Source organism: Allobosea sp. OAE752, assembly GCF_050433265.1.
GTDB lineage: Bacteria > Pseudomonadota > Alphaproteobacteria > Rhizobiales > Beijerinckiaceae > Allobosea > Allobosea spartocytisi.
Window position 1 is genome coordinate 37,098 of the sequence record NZ_JBNPXO010000014.1, and the last position, 26,194, is coordinate 63,291.

24 protein-coding genes are annotated in these 26,194 nt (G+C 67.3%); 11 read left to right on the forward strand and 13 right to left on the reverse strand.

Annotated elements, in window-relative coordinates; all coding sequences use genetic code 11:
* Positions 1–26: 26 nt before the first annotated feature.
* From GGC47_RS25540 to tesB, 4 genes are all read right to left on the reverse strand, one after another.
* On the reverse strand, positions 27–2,588 hold the full coding sequence (locus GGC47_RS25540) for a DNA translocase FtsK (protein WP_429069559.1): 2,562 nt from the start codon (positions 2,586–2,588) through the stop codon (positions 27–29).
* A gap of 183 nt (positions 2,589–2,771) precedes the next feature.
* Entirely contained in the window at positions 2,772–4,130 is a 1,359-nt protein-coding gene (locus tag GGC47_RS25545) for an ammonium transporter (protein WP_429069560.1), read from the reverse strand.
* 28 nt (positions 4,131–4,158) lie between these two features.
* On the reverse strand, positions 4,159–4,497 hold the full coding sequence (locus GGC47_RS25550) for a P-II family nitrogen regulator (protein WP_038358178.1): 339 nt from the start codon (positions 4,495–4,497) through the stop codon (positions 4,159–4,161).
* A 238-nt stretch (positions 4,498–4,735) separates the two neighbouring features.
* Complete coding sequence (gene tesB, locus GGC47_RS25555) at positions 4,736–5,605, reverse strand: acyl-CoA thioesterase II (protein WP_038358177.1); 870 nt, start codon at positions 5,603–5,605, stop codon at positions 4,736–4,738.
* A 223-nt stretch (positions 5,606–5,828) separates the two neighbouring features.
* On the opposite strand from tesB, the gene GGC47_RS25560 reads away from it, so the two are divergent.
* Complete coding sequence (locus GGC47_RS25560) at positions 5,829–7,076, forward strand: ubiquinone biosynthesis hydroxylase (protein WP_142023462.1); 1,248 nt, start codon at positions 5,829–5,831, stop codon at positions 7,074–7,076.
* A 10-nt stretch (positions 7,077–7,086) separates the two neighbouring features.
* Here the strand turns inward: GGC47_RS25560 and GGC47_RS25565 are convergent, their stop codons facing one another.
* The 4 genes from GGC47_RS25565 to GGC47_RS25580 form a co-directional block, all read right to left on the reverse strand.
* On the reverse strand, positions 7,087–7,392 hold the full coding sequence (locus GGC47_RS25565; protein ID WP_142023461.1) for a type II toxin-antitoxin system RelE/ParE family toxin: 306 nt from the start codon (positions 7,390–7,392) through the stop codon (positions 7,087–7,089).
* On the reverse strand, positions 7,389–7,658 hold the full coding sequence (locus tag GGC47_RS25570) for a CopG family ribbon-helix-helix protein (RefSeq protein WP_038358171.1): 270 nt from the start codon (positions 7,656–7,658) through the stop codon (positions 7,389–7,391). The genes GGC47_RS25565 and GGC47_RS25570 overlap by 4 nt, the downstream gene beginning before the upstream one ends.
* Positions 7,659–7,723: 65 nt before the next feature.
* A complete protein-coding gene (locus GGC47_RS25575; RefSeq protein WP_038358169.1) occupies positions 7,724–7,921 on the reverse strand; it encodes a Trm112 family protein in 198 nt (65 codons plus the stop codon).
* A 9-nt stretch (positions 7,922–7,930) separates the two neighbouring features.
* A complete protein-coding gene (locus tag GGC47_RS25580) occupies positions 7,931–12,694 on the reverse strand; it encodes an NAD-glutamate dehydrogenase (protein ID WP_429069564.1) in 4,764 nt (1,587 codons plus the stop codon).
* A 260-nt stretch (positions 12,695–12,954) separates the two neighbouring features.
* On the opposite strand from GGC47_RS25580, the gene GGC47_RS25585 reads away from it, so the two are divergent.
* Positions 12,955–13,503 (forward strand): peroxidase-related enzyme, encoded by a 549-nt coding sequence (locus GGC47_RS25585; protein WP_112765123.1) that lies wholly within the window; start codon positions 12,955–12,957, stop codon positions 13,501–13,503.
* 329 nt (positions 13,504–13,832) lie between these two features.
* Positions 13,833–14,201: a DUF2794 domain-containing protein gene (locus GGC47_RS25590; protein WP_038358163.1), complete on the forward strand. Its 369-nt coding sequence runs from the start codon at positions 13,833–13,835 to the stop codon at positions 14,199–14,201.
* 2 nt (positions 14,202–14,203) lie between these two features.
* On the opposite strand, the gene GGC47_RS25595 is transcribed toward GGC47_RS25590, so the two are convergent.
* From GGC47_RS25595 to GGC47_RS25610, 4 genes are all read right to left on the reverse strand, one after another.
* Positions 14,204–14,740 carry a GNAT family N-acetyltransferase gene (locus GGC47_RS25595; protein ID WP_142023459.1) on the reverse strand — a complete coding sequence of 179 codons (537 nt, stop codon included), beginning with the start codon at positions 14,738–14,740 and terminating at the stop codon, positions 14,204–14,206.
* A 97-nt stretch (positions 14,741–14,837) separates the two neighbouring features.
* Positions 14,838–15,620 carry a Bax inhibitor-1/YccA family protein gene (locus tag GGC47_RS25600; RefSeq protein ID WP_112765112.1) on the reverse strand — a complete coding sequence of 261 codons (783 nt, stop codon included), beginning with the start codon at positions 15,618–15,620 and terminating at the stop codon, positions 14,838–14,840.
* 218 nt (positions 15,621–15,838) lie between these two features.
* The gene (locus tag GGC47_RS25605) at positions 15,839–18,427 is read right to left on the reverse strand and encodes an ABC transporter permease (protein ID WP_142023458.1); all 2,589 of its coding nucleotides are present in this window, start codon (positions 18,425–18,427) and stop codon (positions 15,839–15,841) included.
* Positions 18,428–18,429: 2 nt separating this feature from the next.
* Complete coding sequence (locus GGC47_RS25610) at positions 18,430–19,131, reverse strand: ABC transporter ATP-binding protein (protein WP_038358155.1); 702 nt, start codon at positions 19,129–19,131, stop codon at positions 18,430–18,432.
* 180 nt (positions 19,132–19,311) lie between these two features.
* On the opposite strand from GGC47_RS25610, the gene GGC47_RS25615 reads away from it, so the two are divergent.
* The 4 genes from GGC47_RS25615 to GGC47_RS25630 all read left to right on the forward strand — a co-directional run bounded on the left by GGC47_RS25615 (position 19,312) and on the right by GGC47_RS25630 (position 22,151).
* Positions 19,312–19,920, forward strand: coding sequence for an arylesterase (locus tag GGC47_RS25615; RefSeq protein ID WP_370955743.1), 609 nt, complete (start codon positions 19,312–19,314; stop codon positions 19,918–19,920).
* A gap of 80 nt (positions 19,921–20,000) precedes the next feature.
* Positions 20,001–21,056: an aldo/keto reductase gene (locus tag GGC47_RS25620; RefSeq protein WP_142023457.1), complete on the forward strand. Its 1,056-nt coding sequence runs from the start codon at positions 20,001–20,003 to the stop codon at positions 21,054–21,056.
* A 226-nt stretch (positions 21,057–21,282) separates the two neighbouring features.
* Positions 21,283–21,858 carry an RNA 2',3'-cyclic phosphodiesterase gene (thpR, locus tag GGC47_RS25625; protein WP_142023456.1) on the forward strand — a complete coding sequence of 192 codons (576 nt, stop codon included), beginning with the start codon at positions 21,283–21,285 and terminating at the stop codon, positions 21,856–21,858.
* Entirely contained in the window at positions 21,855–22,151 is a 297-nt protein-coding gene (locus GGC47_RS25630) for a 4a-hydroxytetrahydrobiopterin dehydratase (RefSeq protein ID WP_038358149.1), read from the forward strand. Before thpR ends, GGC47_RS25630 begins: the two co-directional genes overlap by 4 nt.
* A 6-nt stretch (positions 22,152–22,157) precedes the next feature.
* Here the strand turns inward: GGC47_RS25630 and GGC47_RS25635 are convergent, their stop codons facing one another.
* Positions 22,158–22,817 carry an RluA family pseudouridine synthase gene (locus GGC47_RS25635; RefSeq protein WP_370955772.1) on the reverse strand — a complete coding sequence of 220 codons (660 nt, stop codon included), beginning with the start codon at positions 22,815–22,817 and terminating at the stop codon, positions 22,158–22,160.
* A gap of 157 nt (positions 22,818–22,974) precedes the next feature.
* Between GGC47_RS25635 and ftsY the strand changes: the two genes are divergently transcribed.
* From ftsY to GGC47_RS25655, 4 genes are all read left to right on the forward strand, one after another.
* A complete protein-coding gene (gene ftsY / locus GGC47_RS25640; protein WP_142023454.1) occupies positions 22,975–24,231 on the forward strand; it encodes a signal recognition particle-docking protein FtsY in 1,257 nt (418 codons plus the stop codon).
* On the forward strand, positions 24,228–24,872 hold the full coding sequence (locus tag GGC47_RS25645; RefSeq protein WP_142023453.1) for a septation protein A: 645 nt from the start codon (positions 24,228–24,230) through the stop codon (positions 24,870–24,872). Before ftsY ends, GGC47_RS25645 begins: the two co-directional genes overlap by 4 nt.
* A gap of 198 nt (positions 24,873–25,070) precedes the next feature.
* Positions 25,071–25,484: an MbcA/ParS/Xre antitoxin family protein gene (locus GGC47_RS25650; RefSeq protein ID WP_038358148.1), complete on the forward strand. Its 414-nt coding sequence runs from the start codon at positions 25,071–25,073 to the stop codon at positions 25,482–25,484.
* A complete protein-coding gene (locus GGC47_RS25655) occupies positions 25,484–26,194 on the forward strand; it encodes an RES family NAD+ phosphorylase (RefSeq protein ID WP_210245717.1) in 711 nt (236 codons plus the stop codon). Before GGC47_RS25650 ends, GGC47_RS25655 begins: the two co-directional genes overlap by 1 nt.

Here is a 26,194-nt window from a genome sequence, read left to right on the forward strand (position 1 = left end):
GCAAGTCCTCCGACCGAATGATGCGGCTATTCGTCCTCGCCGTGGCCCTGCGTCTCGACGAGGATCTCTCGTTTCCCGGCGTGATTGGCGGGCCCGACGATGCCCTCGTTCTCCATGCGCTCCATGATGGATGCGGCGCGGTTGTAGCCGATCTGGAGGCGGCGCTGGATGTAGGAGGTCGAGGCCTTCTTGTCGCGCAGCACGACCGCGACGGCCTGCTCATAGGGATCGTCCGAGTCGAGCGAGCCCATGCCGGTCTTGTCGAAGACGGCGCCGTCCTCGTCCTCGGCCGCCTCCTCCTCCTCGGAGGTGACGGCGTCGAGATATTGCGGCCGGCCTTGCGTCTTGAGATGGGCGACGACCTTCTCGACCTCGTTGTCCGAGACGAAGGGGCCGTGGACGCGGGTGATGCGCCCGCCGCCGGCCATGTAGAGCATGTCGCCCTGGCCCAGAAGCTGCTCGGCGCCCATCTCGCCCAGGATCGTGCGCGAGTCGATCTTGCTGGTGACCTGGAAGGAGATCCGGGTCGGGAAGTTCGCCTTGATCGTGCCGGTGATGACGTCGACCGAAGGGCGCTGCGTGGCGAGCACGACATGGATGCCGGCGGCGCGGGCCATCTGGGCGAGGCGCTGGATCGTGCCCTCGATCTCCTTGCCGGCGACCATCATCAGATCGGCCATCTCGTCGACGATGACGACGATATAGGGCAGAGGCTCGAGGTCCATGACCTCCTCCTCATAAACAGCCTCGCCACTGTGCTTGTCGAAGCCGGTCTGGACGGTGCGGGTGATGACCTCGCCCGCCGCCTTGGCCTCGCCGACGCGGGCATTGAAGCCGTCGATGTTGCGCACCGAGAGCTTCGACATCTTCTTGTAGCGCTCCTCCATCTCGCGCACCGCCCATTTCAGGGCGACGACCGCCTTCTTGGGATCGGTGACGACGGGGGTGAGCAGATGCGGGATACCGTCATAGACGGAGAGCTCGAGCATCTTGGGATCGACCATGATCAGGCGGCATTCCTCCGGCTTCAGCCGGTAGAGGATCGACAGGATCATGGTGTTGATGGCGACGGACTTGCCCGAGCCGGTGGTGCCGGCGACGAGCAGGTGCGGCATGCGGGCGAGATCGGCGATGACCGGCTCGCCGCCGATGGTCTTGCCCAGGCACAGTGCGAGCTTGTGCTTGGTCGCCTCGAAGTCCTGGCTGGCGAGGAGCTCGCGCAGGAAGACGGTCTCGCGCTTGGCGTTGGGCAGTTCGATGCCGATGGCGTTCTTGCCCTGCACCACCGCGACGCGCGCCGAGACCGCGCTCATCGAACGCGCGATGTCGTCGGCCAGCGAAATCACCCGCGACGACTTCGTGCCAGGCGCCGGCTCAAGCTCGTAAAGCGTCACCACAGGGCCGGGGCGGACCTGCGTGATCTCGCCGCGCACGCCGAAATCCTCCAGCACGCCTTCGAGCAGGGTCGCGTTCTGTTCCAGCGCGTCCGTCGAGACAGTGTTGGCGAGCGATTTCTTCGGCTCGGCCAGATAGGTCAGCGGCGGCAACTCGAAGGAATCGCGCTCGAGAAAGGAGGGTTGGGCCTCCCGCTGCATGCGCTTGCCGGGCTTGGGCGCGGGAGCGGGGGCGGCGACGCGCGGAGCGTTGAGGTCGCGCAGGTCCTGTGCATCGTCGATGTCGAAGGGCGGATCGTCGTCGACGTCGCGGGAAGCCGGCGCGCGCGTGCCCGGCAGCGGTGTCGGGTCGAAATTCGGCAGGGGCTGACGCGGCGCGGGACCGGCGCCGAATTGCGGCTCGCGGCGGACGCGGCCTGCACCGGCCTGCGGCGCGGGGCCGGTGTCGACGGCGGGCTCGGGCGGGTGGGGCAGGCGGCGCAGGATCGCCGCGCGCAGCGCCATCGCACCATGGGCGAGCCAGCCGATCAGGATGACGGCGATGCCGGGCTCCTCGTCGCCGCGCTCCTCGCCATCGGAGAGGCCGTCATCGGCCTCGTCGTCAAGGGCCGGATCCTCGTCATGGACGAAGCCGAAGCCGGCGGCGGCGGTGACGGCGAGAATGGCGATGCCGGCATAAAGGAAGCCGACGAGGCTCGCGACGGCGCCTCCGGCGATGCCTGCGATGTTGCGGGTGCCGAAGAGCAGCCCGTCGCCGATGACGCCGCCCATGCCGGTCGGCAGCGGCCAGCGCGGCGTCGCCGGCAGGGCGCTGGCGACGGCGGCAGCGGCGGCGACGCCAACGACCCAGAGGCCGAGCTTGAGCGCGCCGCGGTCGAAGAGGTGGAAGCGGACCAGCCGCAATGCCCAGATCATCGGCGGGAAGAGCAGGGCGATGACGCCGAGCCCGACGAGCTGCATCAGCAGGTCGGCGATCATGGCGCCCGGACGGCCGAGCCAGTTGCGGACCGCGCCATTGGTGGCGTTGTTGAGGCTCGGATCGTTGGCCGACCAGCTCGCGAGGGCCAAGGCGACGACCGCCATCAGCGCGAGCAGCCCCAGCCCGGTCAGCTCGGCGGCGCGGCGCGACAGGAACTCCCGCACCGGATCGGGCAGGCGGTCCATAAGCGATCGGGAGCGGCGGATGGTGCGCATGCGGCTTCGAGTCGTATTCCGGGCTTTGGGCCGCATCATGCCGGCCATATCCTCCACGTTAGGAAGCTGTGGTTAAGGCCCGCTTAACCTTGAAGCACGTCGATCTTGCGGCAGTGCACAGACATGAAAAAACCCCGGCGGTTTCCCGCCGGGGTCGGTTTCACGTGAATCGCTGAGCGATGATCACATGTTGTAGGCGCGCTCGCCATGCTCGGCGATGTCGAGGCCCTCGCGCTCCTGATCGGGCGTGACGCGCAGGCCGACGACGACATCGACGATCTTGTAGAGGATGAAGGAGCCGACGCCGCACCAGACGACGGCGACGGCGACCGCGACGAACTGCTTCCAGACCTGCGCGCCCATGGCGTAGTCGGCGACGCCGACGCCGCCGAGTGCCGGGGCGACGAAGATGCCGGTGCTGATCGAGCCGATGATGCCGCCGACGCCGTGGACGCCGAAGACATCGAGCGAGTCGTCATAGCCGAGCGCGTTCTTCACCGTGGTGCAGAAGAAGAAGCAGACGATGCCCGCGACGGCGCCGAGCACGATCGCGCCCATCGGCCCGATGAGGCCGGCGGCCGGGGTGACGGCGACGAGGCCGGCGACGATACCCGAGAGCATGCCGAGCAGCGAGGGCTTGCCCTTGACGATCCACTCGATGAAGAGCCAGCCGAGGCCCGCTCCGGCCGTGGCCGTGAAGGTGTTGATCATGGCGAGCGCGGCGCCGCCGGTGGCTTCGAGATTGGAGCCGGCATTGAAGCCGAACCAGCCGACCCACAGGACTGCGGTGCCGATGAAGGTCATCGTCAGCGAGTGCGGCGACATCAGCTCCTTGCCGTAGCCGATGCGCTTGCCGACCAGGAGCGCGCCCACCAGCGCCGCGATACCGGCATTGATGTGGACGACCGTGCCGCCGGCGAAGTCGAGCGCGCCGAGGGTGAAGAGGTAACCCTCCGAGAACCAGACCATATGGGCCATCGGGAAGTAGACGAAGGTGCCCCAGAGGATGACGAAGAGGATCATCGCGGAGAACTTCATGCGCTCGACCAACCCGCCGACGATCAGGGCGGGCGTGATCATCGCGAAGGTCATCTGGAAGCAGATGAAGACGTATTCAGGGATCACGACGCCCTTGGTGAAGGTGTCGGAGGTGGAATCCGGCGTCACGCCGGCGAGGAAGGCCTTGGAGAAGGAGCCGATGAAGCTCGTCAGCGAACCGCCCGAGGTGAAGGCGAGGCTGTAGCCGTAGATCACCCAGACGATGCACATGATCGCGGCGATCGCCGTGATCTGCGTCATCACCGAGAGCATGTTCTTGGTCCGGGAGAGGCCGCCATAGAACAGCGCCAGCCCCGGCAGCGTCATGAAGAGGACGAGGAGCGAGGACACCAGCATCCAGGCGGTGTCGCCCTTGTTGGGCACGGCCGCGGCGGCGGCCGCCGGCGCCTCGGGAGCCGCCGTCTGGGCCAGGGCCGCGCCGGCGCAGAGCGCGGCGAGCGTGAGGCCGGTCAGCCCGGCCCGCAGGGAAGTCCTGAAATTCATTGCTTGAAACTCCTGAAGGGTCGGGGGCTCAGAGGGCGTCGCCGTCGGTCTCGCCGGTGCGGATGCGCACCGCCTTCTCGATCGAGGAGACGAAGATCTTGCCGTCACCGATCTGGCCGGTACGGGCGGCGGCGGTGATCGCCTCGATCACCTTGCCGACGAGCTCGTCGGCGACAGCCACCTCGATCTTGATCTTGGGCAGGAAGCTCACGGCGTATTCGGCGCCGCGGTAGATCTCGGTATGACCCTTCTGCCGGCCATAGCCCTTCACTTCAGTCACTGTCAGGCCGTGCACGCCGATGGCGGTGAGCCCGTCGCGCACCTCCTCCAGCTTGAACGGCTTGATGATCGCCATCACGATTTTCATCTGCTGGGTTTCCCCTTTACGCCGCCTGGTCGTCAGCCCCGGCGAACTCGTTGCGCCTCGCCCGCCCTGCGATGCGCAGTGCGACGCAGCGCATAATTCAAGGGACGTGCCAAAGCGCTCCGCGGGCCGGCGTCAGCCTCCGGGCGGGGGAATCGGGCGCAGATCAGCCGAAAATCGAATCCGGTATGCCTATTCGATAGGCGTTTGCTTTCTTGTTATGCAATTGCCTGAAAAGGCGTCAGGCGCGATCCGGCCGTGGGCGGATCAGGCCTTCCTGCGCCACGGAGGCCACCAGCCGCCCCTCGCGGTCGAAGACGAGGCCGCGCGAGAAGCCGCGCGCGCCCGAGGTCGAGGGGCTGTCCTGTGCATAGAGCAGCCACTCATCGGCGCGGAAGGGGCGGTGGAACCAGAGAGCGTGGTCGAGGCTCGCGCCCTGGATCTTCTGGTCGAAAACGGTCGTGCCATGCGCGATGAGGCTGGAATCGAGCAGCATGAGGTCCGAGGCGTAGGCGAGAACGCTGCGATGCAGGGCTGGCTCGTCGGGCAGGGTCTCCATCGCCCGGATCCAAACGTTGAACTTCGGCTCCATCTTGCCGCCGGTGCGGTAGCGCTCGAGCTCGACGGGGCGGATCTCGATCGGCCGCTTGCGCTGGTAATAGGCCTGCACCGCATCCGGCATATGCGGCAGCACGGTCTTCGCCATCTCCTCGCGATCCGGCAAGTCCTCGGGCATCGGGACGTCCGGCATCGGCATCTGATGCTCGTAGCCGGGCTCGTCGACCTGGAAGGAGGCCGACATGGCGAAGATCGCCTCGCCCTTCTGGATGGCGAGCACGCGCCGCGTCGTGAAGGAGCGGCCGTCGCGCAGGCGGTCGACTTCATAGACGATCGGCATTTCGGGATCGCCGGGCAGCAGAAAATAAGCGTGCAGCGAATGCGGTTGGCGGTCTTCCACGGTCTTGCAGGCGGCATAGAGCGACTGCGCGATCACCTGGCCGCCGAAGACGCGCGGCCAAGTCGACTTCGGGCTGCGACCGCGGAACAGATTGCTTTCGAGCTGCTCGAGGTCGAGGATCGCCGTCAGGGAAGCGCTGATCTGCTGTGACATGAGGCCGTATCGCGGTCGGGTTGACGTTGGCGTCGGCGGCCCGCAGAGGAACAGCCGGGTTTACCCGCATCAGCACCGAGGCGGCTTGCCTCGTCAAGCGGGCCGCTGTGGCATCGGGCCGAAAAGTGGAATCCGCTTTTCGGAAGAAACCGATGCGATAACAAATGGATAGATCACGGTTATCGCGTCCGTCAGGATGCGCGGCGATCCAGGGAGAAGCAGAATGGCCGTCGTGCCGGACGCAAGCATGCGCATCGTCATCGCCGGTGGCGGCATCGCCGGATTGAGTCTCGCGCTCGCCTTGAAGCAGGCGCTCGGAGCGGGCTTCGCGGTGGTGCTGGCCGATCCGGGGGTGAACGCCGCTCCCAAGCCAGACAATCGCGCCTATGCGGTGGCGGCCGGCGCCCGCTCGATGCTGGAGACGCTCGGTGTCTGGGAAGCGGTCTCCGGCCATGCCCAGGCGATGATGGAGATGGTGATCTCGGACAGCCGGACGAACGATGCCGTCCGGCCCGTCTTCCTCACCTTCGACGGCGAGGTCGAGCCCGGCCAGCCTTTCGCTCATATGGTCGAGAATGCCGCGCTGGTGGCGGAGCTGAAGGCCGCCTGCGAGCGGGCCGGGGTCGATCTGAGGCCGGTCGGCGTGCGCGGTTTCGCCGTCGAGGACGAGGCTGTCGCGATCACCTTCGCCGATGGTGCTGAGGACAAGGCGGCGCTGCTGGTCGCAGCCGATGGCGCCCGCTCGCGGCTGCGCGAGCAGGCCGGGATCGGCTGGGTCGGCTGGAATTATCCGCAATCCGGCATCGTCGCGACGATCGGCCATGAGCGGCCGCATCACGGCAGGGCGGTCGAGCACTTCCTGCCTTCGGGGCCCTTCGCCATCCTACCGCTCACGGATGGCGGCAGGCTCGGCCACCGCTCCTCGATCGTCTGGACGGAAAGGACCGGGAACGTCGCGCCGCTGCTGTCGCTCGATGCGCAGGACATGTTGGCCGAGATCGAGATGCGCTTCGGGCTCGAGCTCGGCGAGATCACGCTGGAGAGCCCGGTGAGCGCTCATCCGCTCGGCTTCGGCGTGGCGCGGCGCTTCGTCGACCGGCGGTTCGCGCTGCTGGGCGATGCCGCCCATCTCATCCACCCGATCGCGGGACAGGGGCTCAATCTCGGGCTGAAGGATGTCGCGGCGCTGGCGGAGGTCATCGTCGATGCCGCGCGCCTCGGGCTCGATGCCGGCGCGCTCGACGTGCTCGAGGATTACGAGAAGGCGCGCCGCTTCGACACGGTCGCGATGGGCGCAGTGACGGACGGGCTCAACCGGCTGTTCTCGAACGATGCGACGCCGCTGCGGCTGGCGCGCGATCTCGGGCTCGGGCTGGTCGATCGGCTGCCGGGGCTGAAGCGCTTCTTCATCCGCGAGGCCGCCGGTGTCGCCGGAGCGCCGCCGCGGCTGTTGCGGGGCGAGACGCTCTGAGCGCGCCCGCTCAGCCTGGCCAGCCCTCCTCGGGCCAGTCGCGTGCGGTGTGGATGACGCGCAGGATCGCGACGACCTCGCGTCCGCCCTGGAGCGCGAGCGCATAGGCCAGGATGTAGGGCAGGCGGGGAACCAGTTTCTCGTAGACGCCACTCACGCGTCCCGGCCGTCCGGTCGCGAAATCACCGAGCTCGTTCCCGGCCTGCTCGATTGCATCGACGACCCGCTCAGCCGCGTCGGGGTTGTCTTCGGCGATGTATCGAAGGATATCGAGGTAGTCGCGTCTGGCATCGTCCGACCAGATGACGGGCCTCATCCTCGGCCGGCCTTCCTCAGCCTCGCATCCGCGACGATTTGGCGAGCGTCGGCGGTGACCTGGTCGTGCGCGACGACCCGTCCGGCCTCGACGTCGCCCAAGCCCCGTTTGATCCCCTCGATGATCTCAAGCTCGCGGTCGACATAGGCTGACACCGCCTCGCCCGCGAGGAAGGATTTGCTGCGCCGGGTGTCGGTCGCGATTCGCTCCAGCTTGCGCTTCGTCTCGGCCGAAACCCGAATCGTCATCGTTTCCGTCGCGGCCATCGTTCCTACTCCTGTGTTGTCGTGTGTACATCTTAACACAAGGGAGAGGAGCTAGCGACACAGCTTCAATCCTCCAGCGGTCGGGCCTCTTCCGGCAGCATGATCGGGATGCCGTCGCGGATCGGGTAGGCGAGCTTCGCGGCGCGGCTGATCAGTTCCTGCCTCGCCGCGTCGTATTCCAGCGTGCTCTTGGTCAGCGGGCAGACCAGGATCTCGAGCAGCTTGGGATCGACGCGGGTGGTCGTGTCGGTTTCGTTGGTCATGCGGTTTCCTTAGCTCTTGCGCGGCAGATCGGCCAGCATCCCGGCCGCGACCATCAGCTTCGGCAGGGTGAGGCCCGAGGTGGCGATGGCGTTGATCGTGCTGCGGGTGCGCTCGACATCCTGGCCGCGCTCGGCGAGCCAGCTTTCGAGCGAGCCCTTGCCGCCATCCGAGGAGGCGATCTCCTGCGTCATCTGCGCATGGGCGTCGTCGAGCGTCTCCACGGCCCGTTCGCGGGCGAGACGCTCATAGTCGTCCGTCGCCGGCACCGCCGCCGCGGCCGCCTCGAGATTCGAGAGGCCGAAGAAGGCATCGACGCCGAAATGGATGCGGGCGACATCGCCGATCTTGCGCTTGCTGCGCTCGGCGATGTCGACGATATCCGTCGCCTGGGCGAGCGAGGGCAGGCTGGCGACGCGGGTGGCGAGCGCCTCGGGCACGCCCTCGGAGGAGAGGACGGCGATGCGGGCGAGCCGCGCCTGGGCGGCGGCTTCCGGCAGCAGCGCATCGAGCTCGGCCGAGAGATCGGTAACACCCCTGGCGTAATGCGCGATGGTCTGCTCGATCGTGCCGGGCTTGGCCGCGCCGCGCCGCAGGAACCAGCCCATGCGGTCGATGACGAGCTCCTGCGCGGCGGCATAGAGGCCGAGCTGGGTCTTGCCGGGAATCTTCGCATCGAGCGTGTCGATCTCGCCGTTGAGGCCGATGAGATCGAACGAATCGCGCGCGATCGCGTAGGCGGCGGCGATGGCCGGCACCTCCGAACGGGTCAGCGCCGCCAGGATCGGGACCAGCGCCGGCCCGCCGCGATTGACGATGGCGTTGGCGAGCTGGGTCGCGACGATCTCGCGGCGCAGCCTGTGGCCGGCGATCTCGTCCGGATAGGCGTCGCGCAGCGCCTTCGGGAAATAGCGGACCAGTTCGGTGGCGAGATAGGGGTCATCAGGCACGCTCGATTCGAGCAGCGCGTCGTGCAGCGCGAGCTTGGCATAGGCCAGCAGCACGGAGAGTTCCGGCCGCGTCAGCCCCTCGCCGCGCTTCTCGCGCTCGACGAGCTGGGCGTCGCTCGGCAGGAACTCGACGCCGCGGTCGAGCCGGCCGTCCTGCTCCAGCGTCTGCATCAGGAAGCGCAGGCCGGGCGTCGCAGCCACGCCCTTGGCCTCGGTGAGCGAGAGTGCCAGCGTCTGCAGATAGTTGTTGCGCAGGACGAGCAGCCCGACCTCGTCGGTCATCGCTGCGAGCAATTCGTTGCGCTTTTCCTCCTTGAGGCGGCCGTCCTTCACCGGGTTGGCGAGCGCGATCTTGATGTTGACCTCGACGTCCGAGGTGTTGACGCCGGCGGAGTTATCGATGGCGTCGGTGTTGAGCTTGACGCCCTTGCGCGCCGCCTCGATGCGGCCGCGCTGGGTCACGCCGAGATTGGCGCCCTCGCCGATGACGCGGGCCCGGAGATCGTTGCCGGCGATGCGGATCGCGTCGTTGGCGCGGTCGCCGACCTGGGCGTCACTCTCGTCCGTGGCGCGGATATAGGTGCCGATGCCGCCGAACCAGAGCAGGTCGACGCGGCTTTTCAGGATCGCGGTCATCAGCTCGGGCGGCGAGACCTCCTTTTTGTCGAGGTCGAGCAGCGCCCGGATCTCGGCCGACAGCGGGATGCTCTTGGCCTGGCGCGAGAAGATGCCGCCGCCCTTCGAGATCAGGCTCTTGTCGTAGTCCTGCCAGGACGAGCGCGGCAGGGCGAAGAGGCGCTGGCGCTCGGCCAGCGAGGTGGCCGGATCGGGATCGGGATCGAGGAAGATGTCGCGGTGGTCGAAGGCAGCGACGAGCTTGATCTCGGGGGAGAGCAGCATGCCGTTGCCGAAGACGTCGCCCGACATGTCGCCGACGCCGGCGACGGTGAAGGGCGTGGTCTGGATGTCGACATCGACCTCGCGGAAATGGCGCTTCACCGCCTCCCAGGCGCCGCGCGCCGTGATGCCCATGCCCTTGTGGTCGTACCCTTGAGAGCCGCCGGAGGCGAAGGCGTCGCCGAGCCAGTGATGCTTCTCCAGCGAGATCGCGTTGGCGGTGTCGGAGAAGGTCGCCGTGCCCTTGTCGGCAGCGACGACGAGATAGGGGTCGTCGCCATCATGGCGCACCGTGTCCGGCGGCGGCACGATGGTCTCGCCGTCGAGATTGTCGGTCAATTCGAGCAGGTTGCGGACGAAGATGCGGTAGCTCTCGGTGCCCTCGGCGAGCCAGGCGGCGCGGTCGGATGCCGGCGGAAGCTGCTTCGGCACGAAGCCGCCCTTGGCGCCGACTGGAACGATCACCGCGTTCTTGACCTGCTGCGCCTTGACCAGGCCGAGCACCTCGGTGCGGAAATCCTGCGGGCGGTCGGACCAGCGCAGGCCGCCGCGCGCGACCTTGCCGAAGCGCAGATGAATGCCCTCGACGCGCGGCGAATAGACGAAGATCTCGTAGAGCGGGCGCGGCAGCGGCAGGCCGTCGACCTGAGCGCAGTCGAATTTGAAGGTGATGGTGCCGCGCGGCTGGCCGTCCGGACCGATCTGGAAGAAGTTGGTGCGCAGTGCGGCATCGACCAGATTGACCAGACGGCGCAGGATGCGGTCCTCGTCGAGGCTGGTGACGGCGTCGAGCGCGCCCTCGATTTCGGCGCGCTTCTGCGCCATGCGCTGCTCGCGCTCCTCCGGCTTGATGCGCGGATCGAACTTGGCGGTGAAATAGCCGACGAGATCGGCGGCGATGCCGGGGTGGCGCGTCAGCGCGTCGGCGATGTAGCCCTGCGCATAGGGCGCGCCGACCTGCCGGAGATAGCGCCCGAAGGCGCGCAGCAGCGCGGCTTCCCGCCAGCCGAGGCCGGCGGCGAGCACGAGCTGGTCGAAGCGGTCCGATTCGGCCAGCCCACGGAACTGCGCCATCAGCGCGGCTTCGATGGTCGGGTCGAGATGCTCGATGTCGATCTCGCCGTCGTCGGCGCGCTCCAGCGTCATGTCGTGGAGCCAGACGCGGACATCCTCGCCCGCGCCGCCATTGCCCTGCGGCAAGACGTTGTAGGTCCGCTCGTTGACGACGCGGAAGCCCATATTCTCCAGCAGCGGGACGCGAGCCGAGAGCGAGATCGCGCCCCCGCGCGAGAATACCTTGAGATTGGCGCGCGTCGCGGCGTCACCCTCGCGGCGGTAGAGGTTGACGGCGCGAGGACGCTCGGCCGAGAGCTGCTGCAGCATCTCGATGTCGATCAGTGCATCCGTGGCGGAGAAGCGCTCGCGATAGGCGGCGCCGAAGGCGGCGGCGTAGCGCTCGGCGAGCGCGCGGGCGGCGGGCCCGGCCTTCTCCTGGTCGAGGACGTCCTTCAGCCCGTCGCTCCAGGTGCGGACGATCGCGCCGATGCCGGCTTCGAGCGTGGCGCGGTCGATCCGGGGCGTTTTCCCCTCGTCGCGGCCGATGATGTAATGGGTGCGCGAGAGCGGCCCTTCCGGATAGGCGGGATAGGCAGCCGAGATCCGCCCGTTATAGATGCGGGCGAGGAATTCGCCGACGCGCAGGCGGACATTGGTGTCGTAGCGGTCCTTCGGGATGAAGACGAGGATCGAGACGAAGCGGTCGAACTCATCGACACGGGCGAGCGCCCGGATGCGCGGCCGCTCGGTGAGCTGCAGGATGTCGAGCGCGAACTGCTCCAGCGTCGGCACGTCGATCTGGAAGAGCTCGTCGCGCGGATAGGCATCGAGCACGTTCAGCAGGGCGCGGCCGGAATAGCTCGCCGGGTCGAAGCCGATATTCTTGGCGACGCGGGCGACTTTGAGGCGCAGATAGGGGATGGCGCGGGCCGAACCGGTATAGGCGTTCGAGGTCAGCAGGCCTACGATGCGCAATTCGCCATCGAGCCGCCCTTCCGGCGTGAAAAGCTTGACCCCGACATAGTCGAGATGGACGCGCCGGTGGACGCGGCTCTTGACGTTGGCCTTGGTGATGATGAGCGCCTGCGGCCGGGCCAGGAAGGCGCGGATCTCGGGCGTGGTCGTCACCAGCTCGCGGCCGCGGCGCAGCACCTTGACGGCGGGGTCGCGCAGGATGCCGAGGCCGGAGCCCTCGATCGGGTCGGCGGCGACGTCGCCGCCGGGGAAACGATAGGCCCGCGCGCCGAGCAGGGTGAAATTGTCGCCGGCGATCCATTCGAGGAATTGCAGCGCCTCGGCGATTTCGTCCTCGGGCAGCGGCGGCGGATTGGCGCGATAGGCCTGGATGACCTCGGTGATGCGCCCGCGCATCGCCGCCCAGTCGTCGACCGCGAGGCCGACATCGGCATAGACTTGGCCGAGCCCATGCTCGAGACGCTGGCGCGCCTCCGCCGAATCGATTCGATCGAGATGGATATGGATCAGGCTCTCGCGACGGGTGCCTTCCGGCGCCCTGCCTGCCGCCTCGCCGGCGAGCGAGACGAATCGGCCCTTGGCGTCGCGGGCCACGGCCAGGATCGGGTGGGCGACGAGGCGCGGCTCGTAGCCCTGGTCCTGCAATTCCGCCAGCGTCGAATCGAGCAGGAACGGCTTGTTGTCGTTGACGACCTCGAGGATCGTGATCTGGTGCTTGCGCCCATCCGCCTCGAACTCGTCGTCGCGGAAGCGCAGATTGATTGTCTCGGGCTCGCGCGGCTCGGTGAGGTGCTCATAGGCAGCCGCTGCCGCGCGGGCGAGCAGCTCCGGCGGCAGGATTTCGAGATCCTCGGCGACGGAGCGACCGTAGAGCAGCCTTGGAAATTCGGCGGGCATGGGCGATTTCAGCCCGGCGGCAGCAGCTTCAATGGCGGCAACCGCCGCGGCCGTGGCATTCGTGACCCGCTTGCCCATGCTCAACCCCCGTTGTTTTGCCGCAGCGATGACATAGGCTGCACGGCCTTTCAACTTTGCCTTGCCCAACAAAGCGGCAAAATTGCTGTTCCCGGACCAAGACAGGACGCACCATGGCGACGAAGCATGACAAACCAAAGGTCGGAGAGGAACCTGCGAAGCAGGATGCGCCGCCGGCCGTGATGGCGCTCGCTCTCGATCCGGGCGCGCTTTCGGCGGAGAATCAAGCTTATTTCGAGAAATGCCAGGAAAAGCTCGGCTTCGTGCCGAATGTGCTGGCGTCCTATGCCCATGACGACGCCAAGCTCTCGGCCTTCGCCGCCTTCTACAACGACCTGATGCTGGCCCCCTCGGGGCTCTCGAAGCTGGAGCGCGAGATGATCGCGGTGGCGGTGTCGAGCGTGAACCGCTGCTATTACTGCCTCACCGCCCATGGCGCCGCGGTGCGCCAGCTCTCGGGCGATCCCGTGCTCGGCGAGCTGATGGTGATGAACTACCGCGCGGCCGCGCTTTCCAGGCGCCATCGCGCCATGCTGGATTTCGCGGTGAAGCTGACCGAGACGCCACATCTGATCGGCGAGGAGGATCGCGCAGTGCTGCGCGAAGCCGGCTTCAGCGAGCGCGACATCTGGGACATCGGCGCGGTGGCGGCCTTCTACAACATGTCGAACCGAATGGCCTCGGCGGTCGATATGCGCCCGAATGCGGACTATCACCGGCAGGCGCGCTGAGGCCCAAAAAGAAAACGGCCGGCGCAATGCCAGCCGCTAGTTGGCCTCGACCCGATGGCCCGGCTCCACCAGAACTCCGGGGGGCTGGGGGCTGACAAGCCGGGGCTCAGCAGAACCGGGCCGTCGAGGCAACGACCGTAATTGAGCGGCGCAACTTGGCGGGTCGTTGGCGCGTTGACGGCGAAATTGCGGCATTGCTGACGAAGCCGCGAGGAGCGGCGGCACGCGATCTCCGCTGCCGGTGCGGTGTCCCTTGCCAGCTCGCTATCGCGGGCGCATCATCGCGGCATGTCGAGTTCGCGTTTCATCCACCGGAGCGGGGAGGCGCCATGAGCGAAAGCGAAACGCCACAATCGCGGCCGGCCGACGCCGTCGTGACTTTTCCGGCGCCGGCACGGCCCACCACCGTCACCTTCGATCGACGCGAGCTTTCCGAACTGCTCAATCTCTATGGCCGCATGGTCGCGGCCGGTGAGTGGCGCGACTACGCCATCGATTTCCTGAAAGACAAGGCGCAGTTCTCGGTCTTCCGCCGCTCCTCCGAAATGCCGCTCTACCGCATCGTGAAGGACCCGGCGCTGGCGCGCCGGCAGGGAGCCTATTCGGTGGTGGCGGCGACGGGGCTGATCCTGAAGCGCGGCTCGGAATTGTCGCGCGTGCTCAGGGTGCTCGACAGGCAGCTCAGCATCGTGAACTGAGATCAGAAGCCCGGCGGCGAGCGGTCGGCCTCGCCGAGCTCCTTCTGCATCAGCATCTGGTCGAGCCAGCGGCCATGCTTGAAGCCGACCTTCTCGGCGACCCCGATCAGCCGGAAACCCGCCTTCTCATGCAGGCGCCGCGAGCCGATCGAGGCGCCGGTGCCGTCGCCGATGACGGCGATCATCTGGCGGAAGCCGCGCTTCGTGCACTCCGCGATCAGCGCATCGAGCAGCAGGCTGCCGATCCCGAGCCCCTGCGCGGCGGGCGCGAGGTAGATCGAGTTCTCGACAGTGGCGCGATAGGCCGGGCGGGGGCGGTAGGCCCCGGCATAGGCATAGCCGAGCAGGGAGCCATCGCGCTCGGCGGCGAGATAGGGGTAACCGCCGGCCAGGGTCGCTTCGAGGCGGCGCAGCATCTCGGCCTCGCCCGGCGGGTCGAGCTCCCAGGAGGCGGTGCCGTTGCACACCGCATGGGCATAGATCGCCGCGATAGCGGGAATGTCGGCAGGGGCGGCCGGGCGGATCGAAGGCAGTGTCATGCCTGCAGATTGAGCAACGGCCGTGCCAAAACAAATGCCCCGGCCTTGCGGCCGGGGCATGTCGGCTCCGTGGAAGGAGCAGGTCCGTCTCGCTCGCTTACTCGCGGTTGCCGAGCAGCGAGAGCAGGAACTGGAACATGTTGACGAAGTTCAGGTACAGCGACAGCGCGCCGTTGACCGAAAGCTTCGCGGCTTCCTCGGGGTTCATGTCCGAGGAGAGGTACATCTCCTTCAGACGCTGGGTGTCCCAGGCGGTGAGGCCGGCGAAGATGCCGACGCCGACCAGCGAGATCACGAAGCCGAGCCCGCTCGAGGCGAGGAAGATGTTCACCAGCGAGGCCAGGATCAGGCCGATCAGGCCCATGACCAGGAACGAGCCCATGCCCGACAGCGACTTGCTGGTGGTGTAGCCGTAGAGGCTGAGGCCACCGAAGGCCGCCGCCGTGATGAAGAACACCTGCACCACCGAGGCGCCGGTGTAGCGGATCAGCAGCGTCGACATCGAGACGCCCATGACCGCCGCGAAGGCGAAGAACATGGAACGGGCCGAGGAGGCCGACATCCGGTCAATCCGGAACGAGAAGAAGAAGATGAAGGCCAGCGGCGCGAGCGCGAACACCCACATCAGCGGCGTGCCGTACATCAGCTGGCCGAAGGAGGTGAGATAGGTGTTGCCGATACGCGCGACGGCGTTGGCCTGGTCGGTGACGGCCATCTTGTTGACGCCCAGCGCGAACAGCGCCGAGATCGCCAGACCGATCACCATGTTGTTGTAGACGCCGAGCATGAACGAGCGCAGGCCCTGATCCATCTCGACGGCGCTGGTCTGCTGTGCGCGGCCGGCACCCCAGACTGGAGCATTGCGGTCGAAGTTGCTCATCGAGCGAGTTTCCCCTGACGTAGTTTCGGACGACGGAAGGCACGCAATGCCACCCGTCCTCGCGCACAATCATCGCGATGGAGGGAATATGAGGGGGTTTCGCCTTCCTTACAAGAGCCGGCCATGGTTAAGGCCGGTGCGAGCATAGAAGTTCGGCCGGCGCCGCATGCAGAATTACAGGATTTTAATGTCTATCCCGGTGATGCTTCGGTCAGTCATCATAAATTCCTGAGATGAGAAGCCGGCGCTTTCGACAGTATTTTTATCGTACCGACGAGCCCGAACAGGACGGTAACCACGATGGCGGCAGTCGCAGCCAGTAAAGCACCGGTCGGATCACTGACGAATTCGATGCGCATCACTTGCGTGACGACACCCCAGCCGGCCGCAGTACCCGCGACAACGCCGAACAGCGCCGCGACCAGTCCGATGGCGGCGTATTCAAGGGCGTACGACGAAAGTATAAAGCGACGGGTCGCGCCGAGGGTCTTCAGGATCATCGCGTCATAGAGCCGCGCCCTCTGTCCGGCCGCCAGCGCGCCACCCAGAACCAGCAGGCTGGCGGCGATGGCGAGGCCCGAGGCGCCGCGGATCGCGGTGGCGAGCTGTTCGACGATGGTGTTGACCGCCTCCAGCGCATCCTTGACCCGCACGGCGGTGACGGCCGGGAACTCGGTTGCGAGCCGGCGCATCAGAGCGGGGTCGCCGGAGCCGTTGCCATTCGGGGCCGCGGTGATGGTGGCGAGATCGGTATGCGGGGCGCCCGCGAAGGTGTTGGGCGAGAACACCATGACGAAATTGATGCCGAAGGAACGCCAGTCGATGCTGCGGAAATTGGCGACGCGGGCAGTGATGCTGCGCCCGAGCACGTTGACGGTGAGCCGGTCACCGATCTTGAGGCCGATGCCGGCGGCGTTCTGCGCGTCGAAGGACACCAGCGGCTCGCCCTTGTAGTCGGCCGGCCACCATTCTCCCGCTGCGATCTTCGAGCCCTCGGGCAGGTTTGCCGCATAGGTAATGCCGCGGTCGCCATCGAGCACCCAGGCGGATTGCTCGCTCGCCTTGACGTCCTCGGCGCGGGTGTCGTTCACCGCCAGGATGCGCCCGCGCATCATCGGCACGCGCTCGACGGCCGCGCCCGGTCTTTCCTGCGCGAGGAAAGCGTCGAAGCGAGCGGAATCTCGGCTGGGGATGTCGAGGAAGAAGAAGCTCGGCGCCTTGGCCGGCAGCGCGCCGGTGAGCTGGCGCGTTAGGCTGACATCGATGAAGGCGAGCGCGGAGAGCAGGGCGACGCCCAAGCCCAGCGAAAGCACCAGCGACGGGGTCAGGGCGCCCGGGCGATGGCTGTTGGCGAGCGCCATCCTGAGCGACGGGCTGCGCGGGCGGGGCAGGCGGCGGGCGAGCGCCATCAGTCCGACCGAGACTCCGCGCAAGAGCACGAAGACGCCGAACATGACGCCGATATAGATCAGCGCGATGCGCCGGTCATAGGCAAAGCCGAGCGCGACGCCGACCAATCCGGCCAGCGCTAGCAGGCAGAGAACAAGGTAGATCGCGCGCGGACGACGCGGATCGGGCTCGACCTGGTCGCGGAACAGGGCCGAAACCGGCACGTCATGGGCGCGGCCGAGCGGGATGATGGCGAAGACCAGGGCCGTCAGCAGGCCGTAAAGCGCGGCGATGGCGAGCTCTCCAGGCGCCAGCGTCGGCTCGAAGGGCACGGGCAGGATGCTTTGCAGCAGGGCGCCGAGCGCGAAGGGGGCGGCAGCGCCGAGCACGAGGCCGATCGCGGTGCCGATGGCGGCGACGAGCATCACCTCGGTCAGATGGATCGCGACGACGCGTCCGCCGGTGGCGCCGACGGCTTTCATGGTGGCGAAGTCGAGCTTCTTGGCCTCGACGAAGCGGCGCACCGCATTGGCGACGCCGACGCCGCCGACCAGCAGGGCAGTGAGGCCGACCAGCGTCAGGAACTGGGTGAAGCGTTCGAGGTTGCGCTGGAAGCTTGGCGCGGCATTGGCGCGGGAGCGGATTTCCCAGCCGGCGTCGCGCTGCTGCGTGCCGGCATCCGCGATCAGCCTGTCGAGATCGGCGTCACCAGACGCAGCCTGCGGCAGTTGGAGGCGGTAGGTCCAGCGGATCAGGCTGCCGGGCTGGATCAGGCCGGTGGCGCGCAGCGCGTCCTGCGAGATGAGGAGGCGCGGGCCGAAGCCGACTCCGGCGGCGATCTTGTCGGGCTCGGAGACGAGATTGGCGCGGAGCTGGATCTTCGCGCCGCCGACCGTGACGGTGTCGCCGGGTTTGAGGTCGAGCCGGCCGAACAGGATGGGGTCGGCGACTGCGCCATAGGTGCCGTCGCGCTCGCCGAGCAGGCCGGCGATCGGCTGCCGAGGGTCGGTCTCGACCGTGCCGATGCTGGGATAACCGGCATCGACGGCCTTGATCTCGACAAGGGCCGCGCCCTTCTCGCCGGCATTGGCCATGGCGCGCATCGTGGCGATGGTCGAGACCGTGCCGCGAGCCGTCAGGAAGGTGAGCTCCTGCGGTGTCGCCTCGCGCTGGATCAGGCTGAAGGAGGCGTCGCCGCCGAGGATGCGCCGGCCTTCGCGCGCCAGCCCCTCGGTGAGGCCGCGCGAGGCGGAGGCGACGGCGGCGATGGTCATGACGCCCAGCGCCAGGCAGGCGATGAAGACGCCGAAGCCGCGCAGGCCGGCGCGCAGATCGCGCAGGGCCAGGCGCAGCGACAGGCCGAAGCCGAGGGAGGAGCGGGCGGGCGGGCCGCCGAGCGGCTTGACGGGCGCGTGCATCGTCAGATGTCCGCCATCGCGTCTTCTTGCTCGATCACGCCGGAGCGCAGGCGGACGGTGTGGTCGCAAAGCGCCGCGAGCGAGAGGTCATGGGTGACGAGCACGAGGGTGGCGCCGCGCTCGCGCTTCAAGGCGAAGATCAGGTCGACGATGGAGCGGCCGGTCGCCTCGTCCAGATTGCCGGTCGGTTCGTCGGCGACGAGGATTGCCGGATCGGGCGCGACGGCCCGCGCGATGGCGACGCGCTGCTGCTCGCCACCGGAAAGCTGCGCCGGATAATGGTCCATGCGGTGGCCGAGGCCGACATTGCGGAGTTCGGCCTCGGCGCGGGCGAAGGCGTCGGGGGTGCCGGCAAGCTCGAGCGGCAGCGCCACGTTCTCACGCGCCGTCATGGTCGGCACGAGATGGAAGGACTGGAAGACGATGCCGATACGCCGGCCGCGGAAGACCGCGAGCCCGTCCTCGTCGAGCTGGCCGAGATCCTGCCCGGCGACCTTGACGATGCCGGAATCGGGGCGCTCCAGCCCGGCCATGGTCATCAGCAGGGTCGACTTGCCGGAGCCGGAAGGGCCGACGAGGCCGGACGCCTCGCCATCGGGCAGCGACACCGAGACGCCTTTCAGGATATGGACGCGAGCGGCTCCACGCCCCAAACTTAAATGCACATCCTGCAACTCGATCGCCGGGGCGGCCTTTTCGCTCATCACGCCATGATCCTGACTTACGCTTCCATCGCCGTCCCGGCCGGGACCTCGTCGCGGCCCCTGCGGAGCCGTGAGGCGCCGAGGCGGGGCTTGCGCCGATATGGGCGCGGTTTCCTAGTTGTCCAATCGTTTGCGGCGATTTTCACGCTGATCGCCCTCACCTTGATGGTGGCTGCTCCGATGGCCTTCGCCCAGACCGCGACCCCGGTTCCTCCGGCCGGAAAGACGCTCAAGCTCGTTGCGTTCGGCGATTCGCTCTCGGCCGGCTACAACCTGCCGGGCAGCGCCGCCTTCCCTGCCGTTCTGGAGCAAGCGCTGCGCCAGAAGAGCATCGCTGTCGAAATCGTGAATGCCGGCGTTTCCGGCGACACGACGCAGGGCGGGTTGGAGCGGCTCGACTGGTCGGTGCCCGATGGGACCGATGGCGTCATCCTCGAACTTGGCGCCAACGATGCCCTGCGCGGTGTCGATCCGGCCCAGACGCGGCAAGCGCTGGAGGCGATGATCGCGCGTTTGAAAGAGCGTGGCATCCCCGTGATGCTCGCCGGCATGTATGCGCCGCGCAATCTCGGCACGGATTATGCCAAGCGCTTCGATGCGATCTATCCGGAGCTTGCGGAAAAGCACGCTCTGGTGCTTTACCCCTTCTTCCTGGAGGGCATCGCGGGCGACCGCGCGCTGAACCAGGCGGACGGGCTCCATCCCACGGTCGAGGGCGTCAAGGTCATCGTCCGCAACATCCTGCCGACGGTCGAGCGCTTCATCGCGACGCTGCCGGCCAGATCCTGATCCGTTCCCGGTTCCAGCGGGACGAATCCCCAAGCCTTTTCCACGCCGCCCGCCGGCACCGTTTCCGGAGTTGCTTTGCCATGGACTACCGCCGCCTCGGACGCACCGATCTCAAGGTCTCGGTGATCTGCCTGGGAACCATGACCTGGGGGGAGCAGAATACGGAGGCCGAAGGCCACGCCCAGATGGACTACGCTGTCGAGCAGGGCGTCAATTTCTTCGATACCGCCGAGCTCTATTCGATCCCGCCGAAACCGGAAACGCAGGGCTCGACCGAGCGGATCATCGGCAGCTGGTTCAAGGCGCGCGGGAACCGCGACAAGATCATCCTGGCCTCGAAGATCTGCGGGCGCGGCGGCAATAGCTGGTTCCGCGACGACCAGAGCCCGACACGCGTCACCCGCAAGCAGATCATGGAGGCGGTCGACAAGAGCCTCGCGCGGCTGCAGACCGATTATATCGACCTCTACCAGATCCATTTTCCCGAGCGGCCGATGCCCTGGGGCTCGAACCCGACGCGCTTCTCGCATGCGGCCTATGAGAAGCCGGCCGACGAGACCTCGATTCCCGAGCAGCTCGACGCCTTCGCCGAGGTGGTGAAGGCTGGGAAGATCCGCCATCTCGGCCTCTCCAACGAGAGCGCCTGGGGCACCATGCGCTTCGTCGCCGATTCGGAGGTTCGCGGCACGCCGCGCGTCCAGTCGATCCAGAACGCCTACAGCCTCCTGAACCGCACCTTCGAGACGGCGCTGGCCGAGGTCGCGATCCGCGAGGATGTCGGGCTGCTCGCCTATTCGCCGCTGGCGCAGGGCTACCTCACCGGCAAATATCTCGATGGCGCCCGCCCGGCCGGGGCGCGCACGACGCTGTTCAACCGCGGCCAGCGCTATGAGGGCGCGGGCGCCGAGGATGCGATCAAGCGCTACATCGCGCTGGCGCGCGAGGCCGGGCTCGACCCGGCGCAGATGGCGCTCGCCTTCGTCAATTCGCGCGATTTCGTGACGGCAAACATCATCGGCGCGACCTCGATGGAGCAGCTCAGGACCGACATCGCCTCGATCGACGTCAAGCTGACGCCCGAGATCGAAGAGAAGATCGACGCGATCCACCAGCTCGTCGGCAATCCCTGCCCCTGATTTTCAAAATATCGCGTCATTCCGGGCGAAGCGAAGCCTAGACCCGGAATCCATCGTAGGGCGTGACACCCTCCGATGGATTCCGGATCGGCGCCGCTGACGCGGCTTGTCCCGAATGACGGTGCGCGGGAACGGCTTGCGCGATGCAGGTGAAAACCGGTTCCCTTGAGCCGGCTTCCCGCCTACCGTCTCGCCAGAGTCACAATCGCTTGGCAGGAATCGACTCATGCCGAGGCTGTTCATCGCTCTGGAAATCCCCGCCGATGTCGCATCCGAGCTGACGCTGCATCGCGGCGGCCTGTCGGGCGCGCGCTGGATCGAGCCGCCCGACTACCATGTCACGCTGCGTTTCCTCGGCGATGTCGACCGGCGCATGGCGAATGATGTCGACCATATGCTGCCCGATCTCGGCGCCTATCCCTTCGAGGTGACGCTCGATGCGCTCGGCTCTTTCGGCGGCGACAAGCCGCGGGCGGTCTTCGCCCGGGTGGTGCCGACCAAGGCGTTGACCGAGCTCCAGGGCGATGTCGAGCGGCAGATGCGCCGGCTCGGCATGCCGGCCGAAGGGCGCAAATTCGTGCCGCATGTCACGCTGGCCCGGCTGCGCGATACCTCGCCGGTCGAGCTCGCGCATTATCTCAGCCTGCATCCGATCATCAGGCCGATCAACTTCACTGCGCGCCGCGTGGCGCTGATGTCGTCGCGCGATTCGACCGGTGGCGGGCCCTATGTGCTGGAGGCCGCCTATCCGCTCGGCCCGTCCTATCCCAATCGCCTGCCGAGGGAGGTCCAGCGGCGATGACGAGACCGAAACGACTGAGTCCCGAGGCTCAGGCGGAGGCGCTGGCGACCCTGACCGGCTGGAAGCTGGCGCAGGGACGCGAGGCGATCAGCAAGCGCTTCGTCTTTCGCGATTTCAGCGAGGCCTTCGGCTGGATGACGCGGGTGGCGCTGCTGGCCGAGGCGGCGAATCACCATCCCGAATGGTCGAATGTCTACCGGACGGTGGATGTGACGCTCGCGACCCATGATGCCGGCGGTCTGACCGAGCTCGACGTCAAGCTGGCGCGGGCCATCGACGCCCTGGGGAATTGAGCGGGCTCAGCCACTCCAACCGCAAGCCTTCAGCGCCGCCAGCATATGCGGCGGTGGCGGCGCCTCGACATGGATGGGCTCGCGCTTGCGGTAGAGCGGCACGGTGATCGCGCGGGCGTGGAGCTGAAGGCCGGGTCCGCCCTCGCGCGGCGCGCTGCCGTAGATTTCATCGCCGAGCATCGGCCAGCCGGAAGCCTGGCAGTGGACGCGCAACTGATGGGTGCGTCCGGTCAGCGGCTCCATGGCGAGCCAGGCCAGCGGACCGCCTTCGCCTTGCCCACGCCCGAGCACGCGATAGCGCGTCTGCGAGGGCAGGCCGGCGGGATCGACCTTCATCCACCAGCCGCGTTCAGGCGAGCGACGGGCGAGCGGCAGATCGATCAAGCCCTCGTCCTGCGCGGGCTCGCCCTGCACGATCGCCCAATAGGTCTTGTCGATCCGGCCGTCGCGAAACATCTGGTTGAGCTCGGCCATGGCGCGGGGATGGCGGCCGAGGACGAGGCAGCCGGAGGTGTCCTTGTCGAGCCGGTGCGCCGCTTCCGGTTTGCGCGGCAGGCCGAAGCGGAGCTGGTCGAGATAATCGGTCAGCACGGGTATGATGCGGCGCTTCGCTTGCGGGCCGCGATGCGAAGGCAGCCCGGCAGGCTTGTCGATGACGAGCATCATGGCGTCGCGATAGAGCAGCGGCACGGGTAGCTCGGCGTCGACCTGGCCCGAGGCTTGCGAATTTTCTGGTTGAAGCGGCTGCGCCATGGCATTGCGCTAGCTAAGCCGGCCCGGCGGCGCAACTGAAGATGCCCGCCGAACCGTAGACAGGATGGCGATGAGCGAGACTGAGCCCAAGAAACGCGGCTTCTTTTCGAGGCTGTTCGGACGCGAGGAAGAGCAGGCCGCGCCGGTGCCGGCCCCCGAGCCGGTGATCGAGCGGGTTGTTGAGCCGGTCGAGGAATCGAAGCCGGACGTCGAAGAGGCTGCTCCCACGACGGCTGTCGAGGCGGAAGCGCTTGTCGCCGATGCGCTGGCCCCCGCACCACCTGTTCCGGTTGAGGAGGTTACGCCTGTCGAGCCGGAGCCGGAACCCGTCGCTATCGCTGTTCCGCCGTCCGAGTCCGTTGCCGCTCCCGAACCTGCTCCCATCCCGGTGCCGCCACCAAAGCGGAGCTGGTGGCGGCGGCTGACGGAGGGGCTGTCGCGCACCTCCTCGGCGTTGACGACGGGGATCACCGACCTCTTCACCAAGCGCAAGCTCGATGCCGGCACGTTGGAGGATCTCGAGGACATCCTGATCCAGGCCGATCTCGGCCTCGCCACCTCGGGGCGGATCGCGAAGGCCGTCGGCGAAGGCCGTTACGACAAGCAGATCGATCCGGCTGAGGTGAAGGCGATCCTGGCGCGCGAGGTCGAGGCGATCCTGATGCCGGTCGCTCATCCGCTGGCGGTCGACGCCACGAAAAAGCCGTTCGTGATCTTGATGGTCGGCGTGAATGGCTCGGGCAAGACCACCACGATCGGCAAGCTCGCGGCGAAATTCCGCACTGAAGGCAAATCCGTGATGCTGGCGGCCGGCGATACCTTCCGCGCGGCGGCGATCGAGCAATTGCGCGTCTGGGGTGAACGCACCGGGGCCGAGGTCGTGTTCGGCCAGCAGGGGGCGGATGCGTCGGGCCTCGCCTTCGAGGCGCTGCAGAAGGCGAAAGCCAACGGCACCGATGTGCTCCTCGTCGACACCGCCGGGCGATTGCAGAACAAGCAGGGGCTGATGGACGAGCTCGCCAAGGTCGTGCGCGTCATCCGCAAGCAGGATGCGAACGCGCCGCATGCGGCACTGCTCGTGCTCGACGCCACGGTCGGCCAGAACGCGATTTCGCAGGTGGAAGCTTTCCGCGAGACGGCCGGCGTGACCGGCCTCGTCATGACCAAGCTCGACGGTACGGCGCGCGGCGGCATCCTGGTGGCGTTGGCGGCGCAGTTCGGCCTGCCGGTGCATTTCATCGGCGTCGGCGAAGGCGTCGAGGATCTGGAGCCGTTTTCGGCGCGCGATTTCGCCCGCGCCGTGGCGGGATTGGGAGAAGCGGCGTGAGCGATGGCGCAAGCGAAACCACCCGGCCGATTCCGGTGGAGGCCAAGGGCAGGCCGGTCAGCCCGCTTCTGAAGCTCGCGCTGGAGTTCGGGCCGCTCGCGATCTTCTTCTTCGCGAATTCCTATGGCGACCGGCTGTTCCATGTCGCCGAGGACCGGCGCATCTTCGTTGCGACCGGCATCTTCATCGTCGCGTCGCTGGTGGCGCTGGTGCTGTCGCGGGTGCTGATGGGCTATCTGCCGCGCATGGCGATCGTGAACGCGATCGTCGTCACCGTCTTCGGCGGGCTGACGCTGGCGCTGGACGACGCCTTCTTCATCAAGGTCAAGCCGACCATCGTGAACGCGCTGTTCGGCTGCGTGCTGCTCGGCGGCCTCTTTTTCGGCAAGTCGCTCCTGTCGCTGGTGCTGGAGACGGTGTTGCAGCTCGACGCGGAGGGCTGGCGCAAGCTGACCTTCCGCTGGGGCCTGTTCTTCTTCGTGCTGGCCGCGCTGAACGAGGCGGTCTGGCGCACGCAGACCCAGGATTTCTGGGTCGCCTTCAAGGTCTGGGGCGTGATGCCGCTGACCATGATCTTCGCGCTGGCGCAGACGCCCTTGATCCTGAAGCACGAGATCAAGCCGGCGAAGACCGAGGAATAGGCCGGATTTCGCTTGCTCTCACGCGAGTCATCCCGGGCGGAGCGAAGCGCAGACCCGGGATCGATTCCGGAACGGTTCAGGCATGGATCCCAGATCGGCGCCGCTTCGCGGCTTGTCCGGGATGACGGCGGCGTTTTTGAGAGGTACTTGCCATTTGGCAAAATTCTCTCCATTTTATGCCAAATGGAGAGAGATGCCATGAGCGCCCTGCTGCGCATCGAGACCGCCCAGCGCGATTTCGTTCCTGACCCGATCAGCGATGACGAGGCGGGCGCGATGTTCCGCGCCGCCGTCAACCTGTTCCGGCTCTGGCGGATCACCGACGACGAGGCGGCCGTTCTGATCGACCTGCCGGTGCGGACCTATGCCCGCTGGAAAGCCGGCGGCGTGGGCCGCATCTCGCGTGATGGCAAGGCGCGGCTCTCGAACCTGATGGGCATCCACAAGGCGCTCCGGCTGATCTTCGCCGAGCCGCAGCGCGGCTATGACTGGATCAAGCGCCCCAACCGCGATTTCGGCGGAAAATCGGCGCTCGACATCATGCTGGGCGGAGAACTGACCGACCTGATGCGGGTGCGCCGCCTGCTCGATGCCGAGCGGGGCGGCTGGTGATCGATCCGGCTGATCTGCCGGTCGCGCAGGTTGAATGGCGCGGTGCGGTCCGGATCATCCGCAGCATCTTCCCGCCGATCGACCTGTTCGAGGATATCGCCGATCCCGCCGACTGGCCGCTGCTGATCGCGGCCGAGCAGAAGACCAATCCGCGCCTGATGGAGACGATCGGCAATCTCGATCTCGTGCCGCCCGAACGGCGCATCTCCGGGCCGGGGGCGAGCTGGCTGATGGCGCCCTTCACCCATGTCAGCCCGGACCGGCCGAGCCGCTTCAGCGCTGGCGGCTTCGGCGTGCTCTATGCCGGCGACCGCTTCGAGGTCGCTTTGCTGGAAACGGTGCATCATCACGCCCGCTTCATGCTGGCGACAGCGCAGCCGCCGGGCTGGACCTCGCAGTTCCGCGAGATCGTGCTCGATATCGATGCCGGATTGCATGATCTGCGCGGGCTGGGCGAGGCGGCGGCGGCGCTGCTCGATCCGGCCGATTATGCGCAGAGCCAGTTGCTCGGCGAGCGCCTGAGGGATGCCGGCTCGGAAGGGGTGGTCTATTCGAGCGTGCGCTGTCCGGGCGGCGAATGCGCCGGTCTGTTCTATCCCGATGGCGCGAGCCATCCGGTGCAGGGCCGGCATCTCGACTATCACTGGAACGGCGAGCGGGTGGACCTCTACCGGGACCGCAGCGCCGGCGAGGTCTACCGCATCGTTTGA